Raw genomic sequence first — 13,574 nt, 5'->3', positions numbered from 1 at the left:
GATCATCCTTTCTTATATTAATACAACAATGATTGTAAAATCTTGCCTAATCCGCCGGCAGCTAAATTCAGTACAATAATTGCTATCATTACATTAAAACCGATCATACCGATTCTTAAATTTAAACGATCGAATAAACTTAAATACGGCTCACAGATCCTTGCGATCAGGCGACCAAATGTAGATTCATATGCGCCCGGAAACCAAGATAATAATGCATAAATGATTAAAAGTCCTGAATAAATTTGAACAGCTTTATATAGTAAGTATATAAATAGAACGATACTAACGACCTCCTAACTAAAAATCAAACATTTGTTTCTTAGCTAAAGACTGTGCTGTTGCACTATCGATTTCAATGTTTGATGGTGTACATAGAAAAATTTCATCACCAACACGTTGAATGTCTCCATCCAATGCATAGACAGTTCCAGTTAAAAAATCAACGATCCGTCTAGCCTGATGCTCTTCTACTAAATGAAAATTGATCAACACAGCGTCACTAGCAATAATATGTTTAGCAATATTCATTGCTTCAGAATAAACACGCGGCTCAATAATTGTAATTTTGCCGGCTCTGCTTGAGCTATGTGCCTCTTGCGAACGTTTAGTATTTGAATTATTTGAACTACGCATGGAGACAACCTTTTTCTCATTAAATGCTGTTTCCTGACGGCTTTCCTTTTTATCTTGATGTGTCTCTGTTGAACGATAACGAGCAGATGGCTTCTCAGTTAAAGGCTCAGTTGGTCCAGCTGGTCTTTGTACCTGTGCTGATGTTTGTCGAACCGTCTGTCTAGGTCTTTCATTGACAACCTTTTGCTCTTCGTATTCATCATAATTATCATAATCATCTTCACCAGATAATCCAAAAAAGCTCGATAACGCATTTTTACTAAAAATTGACATAGATTCCCCTCCTTTACGCACCTCTAAATATTGCTGTTCCGATTCGTACAAAAGTTGCACCTTCTTCGATAGCAATTGGGAAGTCGTTACTCATTCCCATACTGAGCTCTGTACATGGTGCATGTGACAGATGCTGATTATTTATTGTTGACTGCACTCTTTTTAACTTAGAAAAAACATCATGAAGCTCTTGTTCAGAAGCATCCAACGGTGCCATAGTCATTAGCCCTATAACCTTTATCTTATCAAATGAAGCTAGTTGATGAATAAAATCAAGTACTTCATCTGATCGAAAACCGTGTTTACTTTCTTCACCAGTAATATTCACTTCAACAAAACAAGCAATTGGCTTCTCCGCTCGTTTTTGTATTTCTTCTGCTAATTTTAAGCTGTCTAACGCATGAAAATAATCTATCTCGTTGATTATTAATTTTACCTTCCTACGCTGTAAATTACCAATCAAATGCCACTTAATTGTTGAAAAATCACTAAGTGCCATTTTTTTTTCGAGTAATTTATCTACTCGGTTCTCAGCCATATTCTCAATACCAAGTTCAGCAAGTTCCTTGGCACGATCACTTTCCACTGATTTAGTCACAGCGATCATGGTTACATCATCGACTGCTCGTGATGACTTTTGGCATGCCAGCTGAATTTTTTGATTTATTTGTTCTAAGTTTTCAGCCAGCATGATCAAAAATCGCTCCTATCTTTTTCTGCGGAAAAATGGTGGTGTGTTTAATTCATCGTCGTTATTTTGAGTTGGTTCATCACGATGAAATGTTTCAAAGTCTTTCTTTTCAGCATTATCAAAAGCTGAATCATCAACTTTAGGTCTTACGTTTTGTTCACGACGGATATCCCAGTCACCAAATGCACTTGTCTCTTCTTGCGGTTGAGGTTGTGATGGTTTTGACTGTTCCATATCAAGCACAGGTGCTTGTTGAACGGTTTGGATTTGTGTTGGTCTATTTTGACGTGGTGATTTACGATCTTTTTTTGAAGGATCGATTCCAGTTGCAATAACTGTTACACGGATTTCATCACCTAGATCTTCATTGATCGATGTACCAAGAATGATATTGACATCCCCAGTCGCTGCACTTGTAACGATGTCAGAAGCATCTTGTGCTTCGAATAAAGTCATATCAAGGCCACCTGTAATGTTTAATAGCACTTGCTCAGCACCATCAATAGATGTTTCTAATAACGGTGATGAAATAGCTTTTTTAGTTGCTTCAATGACACGGTCTTCACCGTTGGCAACACCGATTCCCATCAAGGCTGTTCCTTGATTTTCCATCACTGTTTTCACGTCAGCAAAGTCCAAGTTGACATAGCCTGGGGCTGTGATCAAATCAGAGATCCCTTGAACACCTTGGCGTAATACGTTATCTGCTTCACGGAATGCTTCAAGCATCGGTGTCTTTTTATCAACAACTTCTAATAGACGGTTGTTTGAGATGATCAATAAGGTATCGACGTTTTCCTTTAGAAGAGCGATCCCTTCTGCTGCAAAACGTCCACGTTTTGGTCCTTCAAAGCTAAATGGTCGTGTGACAACACCGACTGTTAAAGCTCCTAATTCTTTGGCGATCTTAGCAACAACAGGAGCAGCGCCTGTTCCTGTTCCGCCCCCCATACCAGCAGTGATAAAAATCATGTCTGCTCCTTGTAGAGCGTCTGAGATCACTTGTTCACTTTCTTCTGCAGCTTTTTGGCCAACTTCCGGTTGAGAACCTGCACCTAAACCGCGTGTATATTTAGGTCCAAGTTGAATCACTGTCTCGGCTTTTGAGTTTTTAAGAGCTTGTACATCTGTATTAGCAGCGATGAATTCTACGCCTTTGACGTTTTCTTCAATCATGCGGTTAACAGCATTGCCGCCGCCGCCGCCCACACCGATAACTTTGATGACAGCGCCATTGTTAATGTTATTATCTAAAGAAAATTCCATAGTATCGTTTCCTCCTGTTTTAGTTGTTAGTCAAAAATGTTTGAGAAGAAGTCTTTGATTTTACCAGTAACTTTTTCACCAGATTCATGGATTTCTGAATCATCGTAATCTTCCTGTACACTATCAGCGTATGTATCATATTGAACCTCTTGCTGAACGGCAACTGATGGTGAAGATTTTACTTTTTCACCAGGGATCGCGCCTTTAGCAATATGGTAAATATCGCTAAGCTGAGCTGAATATTCTACAATACTGATCACATTTGTAAACACTGGGTTACGTAAGCCCATATGATTAGGGACATACAATTTCACACTGGCATCGAAAATTTCTTGTGCTAGATCAACCACGCCTGGAAGACTTGCGCCGCCACCAGTCAAAATGACACCGCCTGGTAATTCAAGTGCATCGATCTCATCTAATACTTCTTTTGATTTCTTGAAGATTTGTTCTACCCGAGCTTCGATGACTTCTGAAAGGTAACGTTCATCAACCTTGATAGGTTCTGACTTACCGATCACATCAACAGGAAATTCTTCACTGACAGACGTTCTTTCAGGATAAGCATCACCATAGTTGATCTTCAATGCTTCTGCATTGTTGAATGATGTGTTCAACACAATCGAAACATCTTTTGTGACGAATTCGCCGCCTTCTTGATTGACATGTGTGAATTTCAGTTGTTTATCATGCATTACAGAAGTCGTTGTTTGACCTCCGCCCATATCGATAACGATCGTACCGAAATCTTTTTCTCCATCTGAGAGAACTGTTTCAGTCAATGCTAACGGCATGATTACTAGTTCATTTACTGTTAAGCCAGCTTTTTCGACACATTTTCTTGTATTGTGGATAATTGTTTTTGGTCCAGTAAAGACCACGCCGAACATTTCTAAACGAACGCCGATCATTCCTCTAGGATCTTTGATCCCTTCAAATCCATCTACTGTGAATTCTTGAGGCAAGATTGCAACGATTTGACGTTCAGGAGGAGTTGAACGAACCAGAGCTGCCGATGCTACATTCCGTACATCTTCATCAGTGATTTCTTTTGACTCACTACTTACAGCGATCATTCCTTGGCAATTTTCCACTTCAAGTAAGTTTGCTGGTAACCCCACATTCACACTTTTAATTTGAATTCCCGCTTTTTCTTCTGCTTGTCTTACTGCTCTTTGAATTGCATTTACTGTTTTATCAATATCGACAATGATGCCTCGATTTAATCCATCAGATTTTGCATTACCTACGCCAATAATATTCATTTGACCTTCAATAAATTCAGCCACTACAACTTTTACTGATGTTGTACCAATATCAAGGCCTACATACATTCCTGTCTTTGCCATGAATGGGGTTCCTCCTCCTATTAATTCCAATATGCAACAGGATTAAAAAGTCCTGCTGACATATATATTTTTTATGAATACTCACTTCTTTCAATTTTACCATAAACAAGGGCTTTTTAGAAAGCAGATTCTACTATTTTTTCTTTTTATTTTCTTAATTTTATTCCAGCACCTCAGATGTTTCTTCCGTACTGTCTTCGGTCTCCCCATTATTAAAAGGATATGAGAAAATCCCGACCTCCATATCGATAATCCCAGGGTCCTCCATTTGGCTGGCTACCTTCCCGTAATACGCCATTTTCTGCTCTAATTGAGAAATATTTACGATCACTTCATTCGCATCTTTCATATGAAGATTGATCAATTCCTTATTTGCATTAGAAGGTGCGTAACGAATTTCAGAGATATTTTGCTTAGTCTCTTCCGGCAGCTTATTATAAGAATTTATTAAGTTTCGGATGATTTCCTGATCTTTAAAATTCTGAAAAACCGGCATTCCGCTGGCTGGCGCCTTCATTTCTTCTGGTAAAATCTTGCCATTTTCCAAAATAGGATGATATATCCCACCAACTGACTCCAACGCAACTACTTTATATTCTTCAATTTTGATGTTAAAAGAGTTGATACCACTCAATGAAATCGTTGCTTTTTTCACGCGCGGCAGTTGGCGTTTGATTTTCTCTTCGTAAATTTTTCTATCACCAAACTGTTCCCAAAGACTTGTGCCTTTTTCAAGCTTGGACTGTGTGATCACGCTTTGACTATCTACAGACTTATTTCCAGTGACACCGATATTGCCCAATTTACTCAACGGTGAAACAAAATAAAGTACAATCAGAATTGCAATCAGAAAAACAGACACGATCAATGTCAATCGACGATACAATCTCGTATTACGTACTTTTTTTATATTTGGTAAGCGGTCTGCAAAAGATTCGTAAGTTTTTTGCTGTTTTTCCTCAGGTTCAGAATCTTCTGATGGTATTTCTTCTATTGATTCTGCTTCTTTTTCATCCTCGCTCTCTTCCGTATCATCAGAAACTACAGAAGGATTCCAGCTCGGTTGATCTCCTTGTGTTTTTAAATATTCCAAGTTTTCTTTTTGCCATGGGGTCAACGATTGTTCATCGATCGACTCGACTGTTTCTTCCGATGAGTCTTTTGTTGCCCCTGGATCTTCTTTCTTCTTACTAATCTTTTACACCCCCCATCAAGTAATTTCTTTCACCACTGCGTATAAACGATCACTAGCATCCGGGATACCTTCTTTTTTAGAAGCCTGAGCCATTGCTTGATGGCGTTCATCATTCAACAAAATGGCATCGATCTCTGCAACTAATTTTTCACCAGTCAGCTCTTGATCAGTGATCATTTCAACTGCTCCTGATTTAACCAAACTTTGTGCATTTTTTGTTTGGTGATCATTTGTTACATATGGACTTGGTACCAAGATCGCAGGTAAACCTAGAGCCGTAAATTCAGCTATAGACGTTGCTCCAGCTCTACCGACCATTAGATCGACCGCTGCCAGCACTTGAGTCATTTTATTAATATACGGCTGAATGCTTATGTTCGTCAATTTCTTTTCTGAAAGCTTTAATGTTTCTTTTAATTCTTTGTAGTATCGCTCTCCGGAAGCATACAAAACCTGATATTCCTTTTCTTCGAATAAAGGAAACGCCTCAATAAATGCTTGATTGATTTTCAAAGCACCACGACTGCCGCCAAAAATGACCACTGTTCTTTTATCAGAACGCAGTCCAAACTCTTTTAAAACATCTGTTTTTTCAGTCATCACAACTTCTTGCGCACGAGGATTTCCGGTTAAAACAATTTTTTCTTTAGGAAAATATTCAGCCACATCTGGGAAACAGATAGCTACTTTTGTCGCATATCTACTTAAAAATTTATTTGTTATCCCCGGTATGCTGTTTTGCTCATGAATAATCGTAGGGATTTTCAATTGTTTCGCTGCATAAACGACAGAGCCTGAAACATACCCCCCAGTTCCGATTACGACATCCGGCTGAAACTCTTTAATGATTTTTTTAGCTTTTCCAATACTATTGAGGAAAAGATAAATCGTTTTAAAATTTTGCGGACTCAATGAGCGTCGAAATCCTTGTATCTCAATTGTTTTAAATGGAATATCATAGTTCGGAACGATTTGACTTTCTAATCCATTTTCTGTTCCTACATACATAAACTCTGTATTAGGTTCTAATGCTCTAACGTGATCAACAAAAGCCAATGCTGGATAAATATGTCCGCCTGTTCCGCCTCCGGTTATCAATATCTTCATAATTCTCTCACTTTTCTTTGTCTTTTAGCTGCTGCATCGCTTGAATAAACGCTTCTCCGCGTAATTCAAAGTTAGGATATTGATCCCAGCTAGCACATGCAGGCGATAATAGAATAGTATCATTTTTTTCGGAAAAATCATAGGCATCTTGTACGGCTGTCTGGACATTTTCAGTCAAGTGAATCTCTTTCACACCAGCTGCAAGAGCAGCTTGTTCCAATTTTCCTTTTGTTTCTCCGAATAAATAAATCGCTTTGACACCTTTTAATGAAGGAATCAGCTCATCAAACTCATTTCCTCGATCCAATCCGCCTGCTAACAAAATAAGTGTAGAGTGATCGAATCCACTTAAAGCCATTTCTGTCGCTAAAATATTGGTAGCTTTTGAATCATTGTAGAACTTGCGACTGGCTATTTCTCCGACATATTGCGTACGATGCGGAACTCCAGTAAATACCATCAGGGTCTGCTTAATCGCAGCTGTCGAAACATTTTTTAATTTTGCAACTGCAACTGCAGCAAGGGCATTCTCAATATTATGACTACCAGGAACGCCTAATTCTGCAGCATCCATGATATATTCATCTTTGTAGTAAATTTTCTCTTCTGAAAGATAGGCACCAGCAACTTTTTCTTTTGTTGAAAATGGAATGATCGTTGCTTTTGTTGTTTTACTCAAATCTTGTAATTCTTCCTGATTCCAATTTAACACAAGAAAATCTGTTTCTTGCATATTTTCCTGTAGTGCCCATTTCGCTTTGACATATTCTTCTCTTGATCCGTGATAATCGATGTGCGCTTCATAAATGTTCGTTATGACCGCAATATGCGGACGAAATGTTTGAATCCCCATCAATTGAAAGCTTGATAATTCCATGACGATATCATCAACTTCTTTTGCTTCCTCAGCTACTTCACTTGCAGGATACCCGATATTTCCAGCTAATCTAGCTGTACCATTAGCGCGTTCAGCATTTAAGAGTAATCCGATCATCGTTGTCGTTGTCGTTTTACCGTTCGTTCCAGTAATACCAATGATTGGACATTCAGCAATTTGATAAGCTAGTTCAACTTCTGTAATGATCGGCAACTTCATTTCCAGCGCTTTTTCTACCAATGGGTTCGTGTACGGAATCCCTGGATTTTTGACGATCAAAGAAAAATCTTCATCTAATAACTCAATTGGATGTCCACCCGTAACAACACGAATACCCAAGGTTAATAAATCTTGGGCTTCCGGGTTTTGATCAAATTGTTTAAAATCATTCACTGTTACAAATGCACCTAGCTCATGAAGTAATTTCGCTGCACTAACACCGCTTTTTGCCAGCCCAAGAACAAGGACTTTTTTGTTTTCATAATCAGTAATTTTTTTCATAATCTATTCTCCTTATCTTAGAAAAGCTGAAAGAAGCGGACAACTCTGTAGAAAATTAGGAATCTGAGATTGGAGCGCTCTTCGTTCCAGTCGAAGATTATCTATTTTCCTAAGAGTTGCTTCTTGAAGCTAGACATTTAAAAGCTGAAAGAAGCCGATAACTCTGTAGAAAATTAGCAATCTTTGATCGGAACACTCTTCGTTCCAGTCAAAGATCGTCTATTTTCTTAAAAGTTGCTTCTAGATACATCAATGAATAATCGTTAGAAAATGATCCACAGAGTAACTCCTGAACAAACTAACGCTGTAAGCCAAAAGACAATATCGATCTTCCATTCCGACCAACCGCACATTTCAAAGTGATGGTGGATCGGTGACATTTTAAAAATTCTTTTGCCGAATAATTTAAATGAAGTCACTTGTAAAATCACGCTTGCCGTCTCACAGACATAGACTAAACCAATCAATAACAATGTCCATTCTTGTCGTAAGATAATTGAAATTGCAGCAAGTAAACCGCCAAGAGCAAGTGAACCAACATCACCCATAAATATTTTGGCCGGCTTCTTATTATAAGGGAAGAAACCAAGCAAACCACCGATCACACTTAAACAAATGATCACTACATCAAACTGTTGTTGTTTCCAAGCAATGATAGCGTAAGTTCCAAATGAAATCGTTCCTAATCCAGCAACTAACCCATCGATCCCGTCAGTTAAATTCACTGCATTTGAAAAACCAACTAGCCAAAAAATCACAAATACGCCATAAAAAATGCCTAACGGCAACGTAGTGATTCCAAAAAGATCTAATGAATCCGGCAAGCCTTCTGAACGATAAACTGCATAAAAAACAACTCCACCGATAATTTGTCCAACTAATTTTTGACGTGAGTTCAAGCCCATATTTCTTTTTTTGAACACTTTGATGAAATCATCAAGAAAACCTAATAGCCCATAAAGAACTAAAATAAACAAAATAATAAGTAAAGAAGGAGTGAACTCTTGTTTCCACAATCCCACTAATAGCGATGTGATAAAGCTAGCAACTAAGAAAACCAAACCGCCCATAGTCGGCGTACCTGTTTTCACATTATGCCAAGTCGGTCCATCTTCTCGTGTTGTCTGACCTTGTTTTTTCATTTGAAAATATCCGATAAACACCGGCATCACTGCTACTGTAATAGCAAAGCTAAAGGCGATCGGGATAAAAATTTGCGTCCACTCCATGATATCTCTCCTAATTATTCCACTCTTTTTATGTTACCCAGCATTTTTAACTAATTATTTTGCAGTTTCAACTGTTCCCGTTGACTGACTATCTGCAGAATCCATCACAACTTTCATCAATGGATTAGCAATTTTTGCAAGTGCTTCTCTTGTGTATGTTTGAGGTTTTTTCATCGTTAGATATAAAATGTATTCCGGATTGTCTGCTGGAACCATTTCGACAACAGAATAGGTGTAATCTGTCAAACCAGCCATATAGCCATTATCACCAGTGATTTGAGCCGTTCCTGTTTTAGCAGCAACATGATAGCCCGGTACAGTATACACATCATAGGCAATTCCATACGTTGGATCTTCCACTGTATCTATCATATATGTCCGAATATCACTTGCCGCTTGAGGTGTAACAACTTGCTGTCCAACTTGTTGCGGCTGAGTGACCTTCTCATCACCTGTATTTTTATCTACGATTTTACTGATATATTGAGGCTTCAGCATCGAGCCATCGTTAGCAATAGCAGTAAAGGCCTGCATCATTTGAAAATTGGTCACATCGATTGCTTGTCCAAATGAAGACATCGCCTGATCGACCCAGTTATCTCCTGGAAGGCTTCCAGCAGATTCACCCGCTAAACCTGAATTTGTTGATTTACCAAACCCAAATTTTTCTAAGTAGGATTTCCACTTTTCGCCGCCCATACTTTGTTCTAGCGTCAGCATCCCAACATTACTTGACCAAGAGATGGCCTGACGGAAAGTCAACGTACCGATCGCACCAAAATCATGATCGTTTACTGTACGGTCATCCAGCTTATAGCCGCCAGCCGGATAAGCAAACGTTGCATTTGGATTAAATTTTCCATCTTGAATCGCTGCTGCTGCAGTAAATAGTTTCATCGTAGAACCAGGTTCAAATTTATCCTCAACTAAAAGATTACGCCAAATAGCATCTTTGCCTAACCCTTCTTTAGTTTCAGGATTGAATGACGGCCGTTGTGACATAGCGATGATCTCACCAGTTTTAGCTTTCATCAGCATCGCAGTCATTTCTTCTGGTTTATATTCTTCTAAAACAGGATCCATGAGTGTTTCCAATTGACTTTGGATCCGCATATCTAATGTTGTGTAGATATCTTTTCCGTCAACTGCTTTTTTCTCACTAGCGATCGTTCCAGGGAGCGGATTGCCATAGACATCTTTTTTATAATCGATTTTCCCGTCTGTTCCGCTTAAAATATCATTATAAGATTCTTCCAAGCCCATTTTTCCAACCAGACCTTTAGCATCATCGTCTGCATCTGCTGCATCTGTGTATCCAATAAAATGAGAGGCAAATACGCCATTAGGATAAATCCGAGCTGGATGTCCTTCAAAATAAAGACCAGCCAATTTTTTCTCTTTTAATTCATCTTCAATTTTTTGCCGTGTCTCTAACGTGATATTTTTTCCTTTAGAACCGAACTCGACTTGGAATTTCACGGTACCGTCTTCGTTCACTCCCGCATTCAAATATTTTAATGCTTCCTCTTTGCTAAGCTCTGTGTTTCTATCTAAAATCTCAGCTAACGCATCAAAATCTTTCTTTTGTGCATAAAGTTTCTTGTTTTCTTCACCTAAATAAGTTTCAGACAAAATCGCGTAAACAGAATAGGATGTTGCATCTTCTGCGATCACTTCGCCATTACGATCTAAAATAGCTCCTCTTTTTGCTTTCACTACACGACTGCCTTGGTAAAGAGCAGCTGTTTTCTCAGGTAGCGAAACACCCGCTACTTTTCCTACAGCGACGATATACGTCAATCTAAAGGCAAATAAAAAGAACAATCCAATACTCGTAGCAAATAAAATAATGCCTACTTTTTTACGATTGTTCATTGGATTTAAGTTCTTCTTTTTGACAAAATTCTTTATTTTATTTTTCATACTCATTATTTCACGTTCCTTATGTTATCAAGGTTATCTGAAAGTCCTTTGCTCTTTGCAACATCCTTGATTCGATCTGCTTTTGATAATTCATTTTTTTGTTGTTCTAATTTCAGAGCAGACTCTTCTTTTTCTTGGATCGTCGCTTGCGTTTCAGTGATTTCATTCGTCATTTGTGTAATAGATGTACGTACTTGAATGGTGAGAACCGCTATACCAATAATCGCTACTAACAACAAAAAGCCGATGGTCTTTTCTAAGAGTGAGATATTTCTCAGCTTCCTTTTCGGAGATTGGGGTAGGTTTGGATTTTTTTGAATTTTTGGTTCATGTTCAACCTCTACGATTGGCTCATCCATTACTGGAACATCGTATTGAAAATCATCCAGTCTTTTTAACTCAGCCATCTCGGTACCCCTTCCTCTAATTGATTGATTTTGCCTTTTCGGCAATTCTTAGTTTTGCACTTCTTGAGCGATTATTTTCCGCCAATTCAGTCTCACCTGGTAAAATTGGCTTTCTTGTGATTACTTTTAGTTCTGGTTGAAACTCTTCCGGCACGACTGGGATTCCCGGAGGTAGATCTTGTATCGTGCTGTATTCTTTAAACATTGTTTTAACGATTCGGTCTTCTAAAGAGTGAAACGTGATCACACTGATCCGACCATTTTTATTTAATAAAGCAATTGCTTGCTCCAATGACTCTTCTACAACACTTAATTCATCATTCACAGCGATTCGGATCGCTTGGAAAATCCGTTTTGCAGGATGACCGCCTTTTCTTCTGGCCGGTGCCGGAATGGCTGTCTTGATGATTTCTACCAACTCACCAGTTGTCTTGATCGGTTCTTTTGCACGAACACGCTCAATTTCTCTGGCTACTTGTTTCGAAAATTTTTCTTCCCCGTAACGGAAGAAAATTTTCACTAATTCATTATAACTATATTCATTAACTACATTATATGCAGATAATTCCGCTTCTTGATCCATCCTCATATCGAGAGGTGCATCTTGGTGATAGCTGAATCCTCGTTCGGCTTCATCCAACTGAGGTGAAGAAACACCTAAGTCGTATAAAATACCATCAACCTGATCGATTCCTTGTTCAGCCAATTTTTCTTTAAGATGTCGAAAATTCGACTTGATAAAAGTCACCATGCCTTTATCAACATATTGTTTTAATCGTTGTGATGCAAAATCCAGCGCATTTTGGTCTTGATCGAATGCGTACAAGTGACCTTGTTCACTCAATTTCGAAAGTAAATATTCACTATGACCTGCGCCACCTAATGTACAATCGACATAGATGCCGTCTTCTTTCACTTGTAACCCGTCTACCGTCTCTTTTAATAAAACAGTATAATGTTGAAAGTCCTTCGTCATAATGCTCCTCTTCCTAAAAACCAAAATCAATCATTGTTTCTGCAATTTCATCAAAATTCTCTTCAGCTTCTGTAGAAAACTCTTGCCAGCGGGCTTCATCCCAAATCTCGATTCGATTTGAAACACCGATGATGACACAAGCTTTTTCTAAACTACCATGTGTTCTGAGCGCAGCAGGGATATTGATCCTACCTTGCTTATCGATTTCACATTCTGTTGCAGCCGAATAAAAAAAGCGGACAAATGTACGGGCATCCTTCTTAGCTAAAGGCATTTCTTTCAACTTTTCCTCTAGTTGTTCCCATTCGGACATTGGATAACCAAATAAACAGCCATCCATCCCTCTTGTGACTACAAATTTCTCGCCGAGTTGGTCGCGAAATTTAGCAGGTACGATGAGTCGGCCTTTGGCATCTATATTATGTTGAAATTCACCCATAAACATAGCCAATATTCCCCACTTTTCCACTTGATAGAAACAGTCTACCACATCCTACCACTTTCTACCACCAAAAACGTAGAATCTTCTTCCTTTTAATTGTTATTTAAAAGTTTTGTAATATTACAAAATGAAGGGAAGTTTTTCAAAAAACGCTCTCATCGTCTATAAAACAGTATTTAAAAGATCAAACCATACATTTCAGCCACTCTTCATTCTCATAAAATTATTACAAAAAATGTTAGTGGTGGGAAGTGGAGGGAAATGTTCATTTCCCCCCACGCAAAGTCATACTGTTCATTTTCATCAAAAAAGATTTAAGCAAGATAATGAACAATATTCAACAGAATCAATAATGCATACAAAATCAAGCTTAAAAGAAAGACTAAACGCCAAAACATTTTGAAATATCTGCCGTATAAAATCTCTCCATAATAGTACGCTTGGAAAACAGCGACACAAATCCCCAAAAGTAGAACTGAAATGATCATATACGGAACGATGGATTGCCCATAACTATCTTTTGACAGCTCATTTAATCCTATGAATAAAAATGGAATTGAAATATCTGGTGCTTTTACTTTATAACGCTCCGTCAATGAGAACGTTGAGATAATAAAATTACACGCAAATAAAACAATTACTGGAAATACATACCAAAAAAGCATAATGACTGAAAACGACACCATTTCCTACACAATTCCT

At 38.3% G+C, this 13,574-nt stretch carries 14 protein-coding genes; all 14 read right to left on the bottom strand.

The annotated features are described in order from the left end of the window. Positions 1–17: 17 nt before the first annotated feature. Entirely contained in the window at positions 18–272 is a 255-nt protein-coding gene (locus H3T55_RS05590; protein ID WP_412523563.1) for a YggT family protein, read from the bottom strand. Positions 273–300: 28 nt separating this feature from the next. Further along, entirely contained in the window at positions 301–909 is a 609-nt protein-coding gene (locus tag H3T55_RS05585) for a cell division protein SepF (protein WP_087641034.1), read from the bottom strand. Positions 910–922: 13 nt separating this feature from the next. Continuing rightward, positions 923–1,600 (bottom strand): YggS family pyridoxal phosphate-dependent enzyme, encoded by a 678-nt coding sequence (locus H3T55_RS05580; RefSeq protein ID WP_225533675.1) that lies wholly within the window; start codon positions 1,598–1,600, stop codon positions 923–925. A 15-nt stretch (positions 1,601–1,615) separates the two neighbouring features. After that, on the bottom strand, positions 1,616–2,866 hold the full coding sequence (gene ftsZ, locus H3T55_RS05575) for a cell division protein FtsZ (RefSeq protein WP_087641032.1): 1,251 nt from the start codon (positions 2,864–2,866) through the stop codon (positions 1,616–1,618). A 26-nt stretch (positions 2,867–2,892) separates the two neighbouring features. Next, on the bottom strand, positions 2,893–4,215 hold the full coding sequence (gene ftsA / locus H3T55_RS05570) for a cell division protein FtsA (protein WP_087641031.1): 1,323 nt from the start codon (positions 4,213–4,215) through the stop codon (positions 2,893–2,895). Positions 4,216–4,375: 160 nt separating this feature from the next. Beyond that, positions 4,376–5,332, bottom strand: coding sequence for a cell division protein FtsQ/DivIB (locus H3T55_RS05565; RefSeq protein ID WP_225533674.1), 957 nt, complete (start codon positions 5,330–5,332; stop codon positions 4,376–4,378). 93 nt (positions 5,333–5,425) lie between these two features. Then, positions 5,426–6,517 carry an undecaprenyldiphospho-muramoylpentapeptide beta-N-acetylglucosaminyltransferase gene (murG, locus tag H3T55_RS05560; protein WP_225533673.1) on the bottom strand — a complete coding sequence of 364 codons (1,092 nt, stop codon included), beginning with the start codon at positions 6,515–6,517 and terminating at the stop codon, positions 5,426–5,428. Between the two features lie 7 nt (positions 6,518–6,524). Beyond that, a complete protein-coding gene (murD, locus tag H3T55_RS05555) occupies positions 6,525–7,895 on the bottom strand; it encodes a UDP-N-acetylmuramoyl-L-alanine--D-glutamate ligase (protein ID WP_225533672.1) in 1,371 nt (456 codons plus the stop codon). A gap of 263 nt (positions 7,896–8,158) precedes the next feature. After that, positions 8,159–9,124, bottom strand: a complete 966-nt coding sequence (gene mraY, locus H3T55_RS05550) for a phospho-N-acetylmuramoyl-pentapeptide-transferase (RefSeq protein ID WP_225533671.1) — start codon at positions 9,122–9,124, stop codon at positions 8,159–8,161. A gap of 54 nt (positions 9,125–9,178) precedes the next feature. Beyond that, entirely contained in the window at positions 9,179–11,053 is a 1,875-nt protein-coding gene (locus H3T55_RS05545) for a peptidoglycan D,D-transpeptidase FtsI family protein (protein WP_087641026.1), read from the bottom strand. Continuing rightward, complete coding sequence (ftsL, locus tag H3T55_RS05540; RefSeq protein ID WP_087641025.1) at positions 11,053–11,454, bottom strand: cell division protein FtsL; 402 nt, start codon at positions 11,452–11,454, stop codon at positions 11,053–11,055. The genes H3T55_RS05545 and ftsL overlap by 1 nt, the downstream gene beginning before the upstream one ends. Positions 11,455–11,470: 16 nt before the next feature. After that, the gene (gene rsmH, locus H3T55_RS05535) at positions 11,471–12,430 is read right to left on the bottom strand and encodes a 16S rRNA (cytosine(1402)-N(4))-methyltransferase RsmH (RefSeq protein WP_225533670.1); all 960 of its coding nucleotides are present in this window, start codon (positions 12,428–12,430) and stop codon (positions 11,471–11,473) included. Between the two features lie 13 nt (positions 12,431–12,443). Beyond that, on the bottom strand, positions 12,444–12,875 hold the full coding sequence (mraZ, locus tag H3T55_RS05530; protein WP_010762855.1) for a division/cell wall cluster transcriptional repressor MraZ: 432 nt from the start codon (positions 12,873–12,875) through the stop codon (positions 12,444–12,446). A 311-nt stretch (positions 12,876–13,186) separates the two neighbouring features. Beyond that, entirely contained in the window at positions 13,187–13,558 is a 372-nt protein-coding gene (locus tag H3T55_RS05525) for a DUF3397 domain-containing protein (protein ID WP_087641024.1), read from the bottom strand. Positions 13,559–13,574 lie beyond the last annotated feature (16 nt).

This window comes from Enterococcus sp. S22(2020), assembly GCF_020295385.1.
GTDB lineage: Bacteria > Bacillota > Bacilli > Lactobacillales > Enterococcaceae > Enterococcus_L > Enterococcus_L dunnyi.
The sequence above is the reverse complement of the archived record's forward strand: the minus strand, read 5'-3'. Positions and strand labels throughout refer to the sequence as shown.

Coding starts and splice junctions, on each gene's coding strand:
- ftsZ (WP_087641032.1), bottom strand. CDS start 2,866: ATGGAATTTTCTTTAGATAATAACATTAACAATGGCGCTGTCATCAAA.
- rsmH (WP_225533670.1), bottom strand. CDS start 12,430: ATGACGAAGGACTTTCAACATTATACTGTTTTATTAAAAGAGACGGTA.
- ftsA (WP_087641031.1), bottom strand. CDS start 4,215: ATGGCAAAGACAGGAATGTATGTAGGCCTTGATATTGGTACAACATCA.
- murG (WP_225533673.1), bottom strand. CDS start 6,517: ATGAAGATATTGATAACCGGAGGCGGAACAGGCGGACATATTTATCCA.
- H3T55_RS05545 (WP_087641026.1), bottom strand. CDS start 11,053: ATGAGTATGAAAAATAAAATAAAGAATTTTGTCAAAAAGAAGAACTTA.
- H3T55_RS05580 (WP_225533675.1), bottom strand. CDS start 1,600: ATGCTGGCTGAAAACTTAGAACAAATAAATCAAAAAATTCAGCTGGCA.
- H3T55_RS05585 (WP_087641034.1), bottom strand. CDS start 909: ATGTCAATTTTTAGTAAAAATGCGTTATCGAGCTTTTTTGGATTATCT.
- mraY (WP_225533671.1), bottom strand. CDS start 9,124: ATGGAGTGGACGCAAATTTTTATCCCGATCGCCTTTAGCTTTGCTATT.
- H3T55_RS05525 (WP_087641024.1), bottom strand. CDS start 13,558: ATGGTGTCGTTTTCAGTCATTATGCTTTTTTGGTATGTATTTCCAGTA.
- ftsL (WP_087641025.1), bottom strand. CDS start 11,454: ATGGCTGAGTTAAAAAGACTGGATGATTTTCAATACGATGTTCCAGTA.
- murD (WP_225533672.1), bottom strand. CDS start 7,895: ATGAAAAAAATTACTGATTATGAAAACAAAAAAGTCCTTGTTCTTGGG.
- mraZ (WP_010762855.1), bottom strand. CDS start 12,875: ATGTTTATGGGTGAATTTCAACATAATATAGATGCCAAAGGCCGACTC.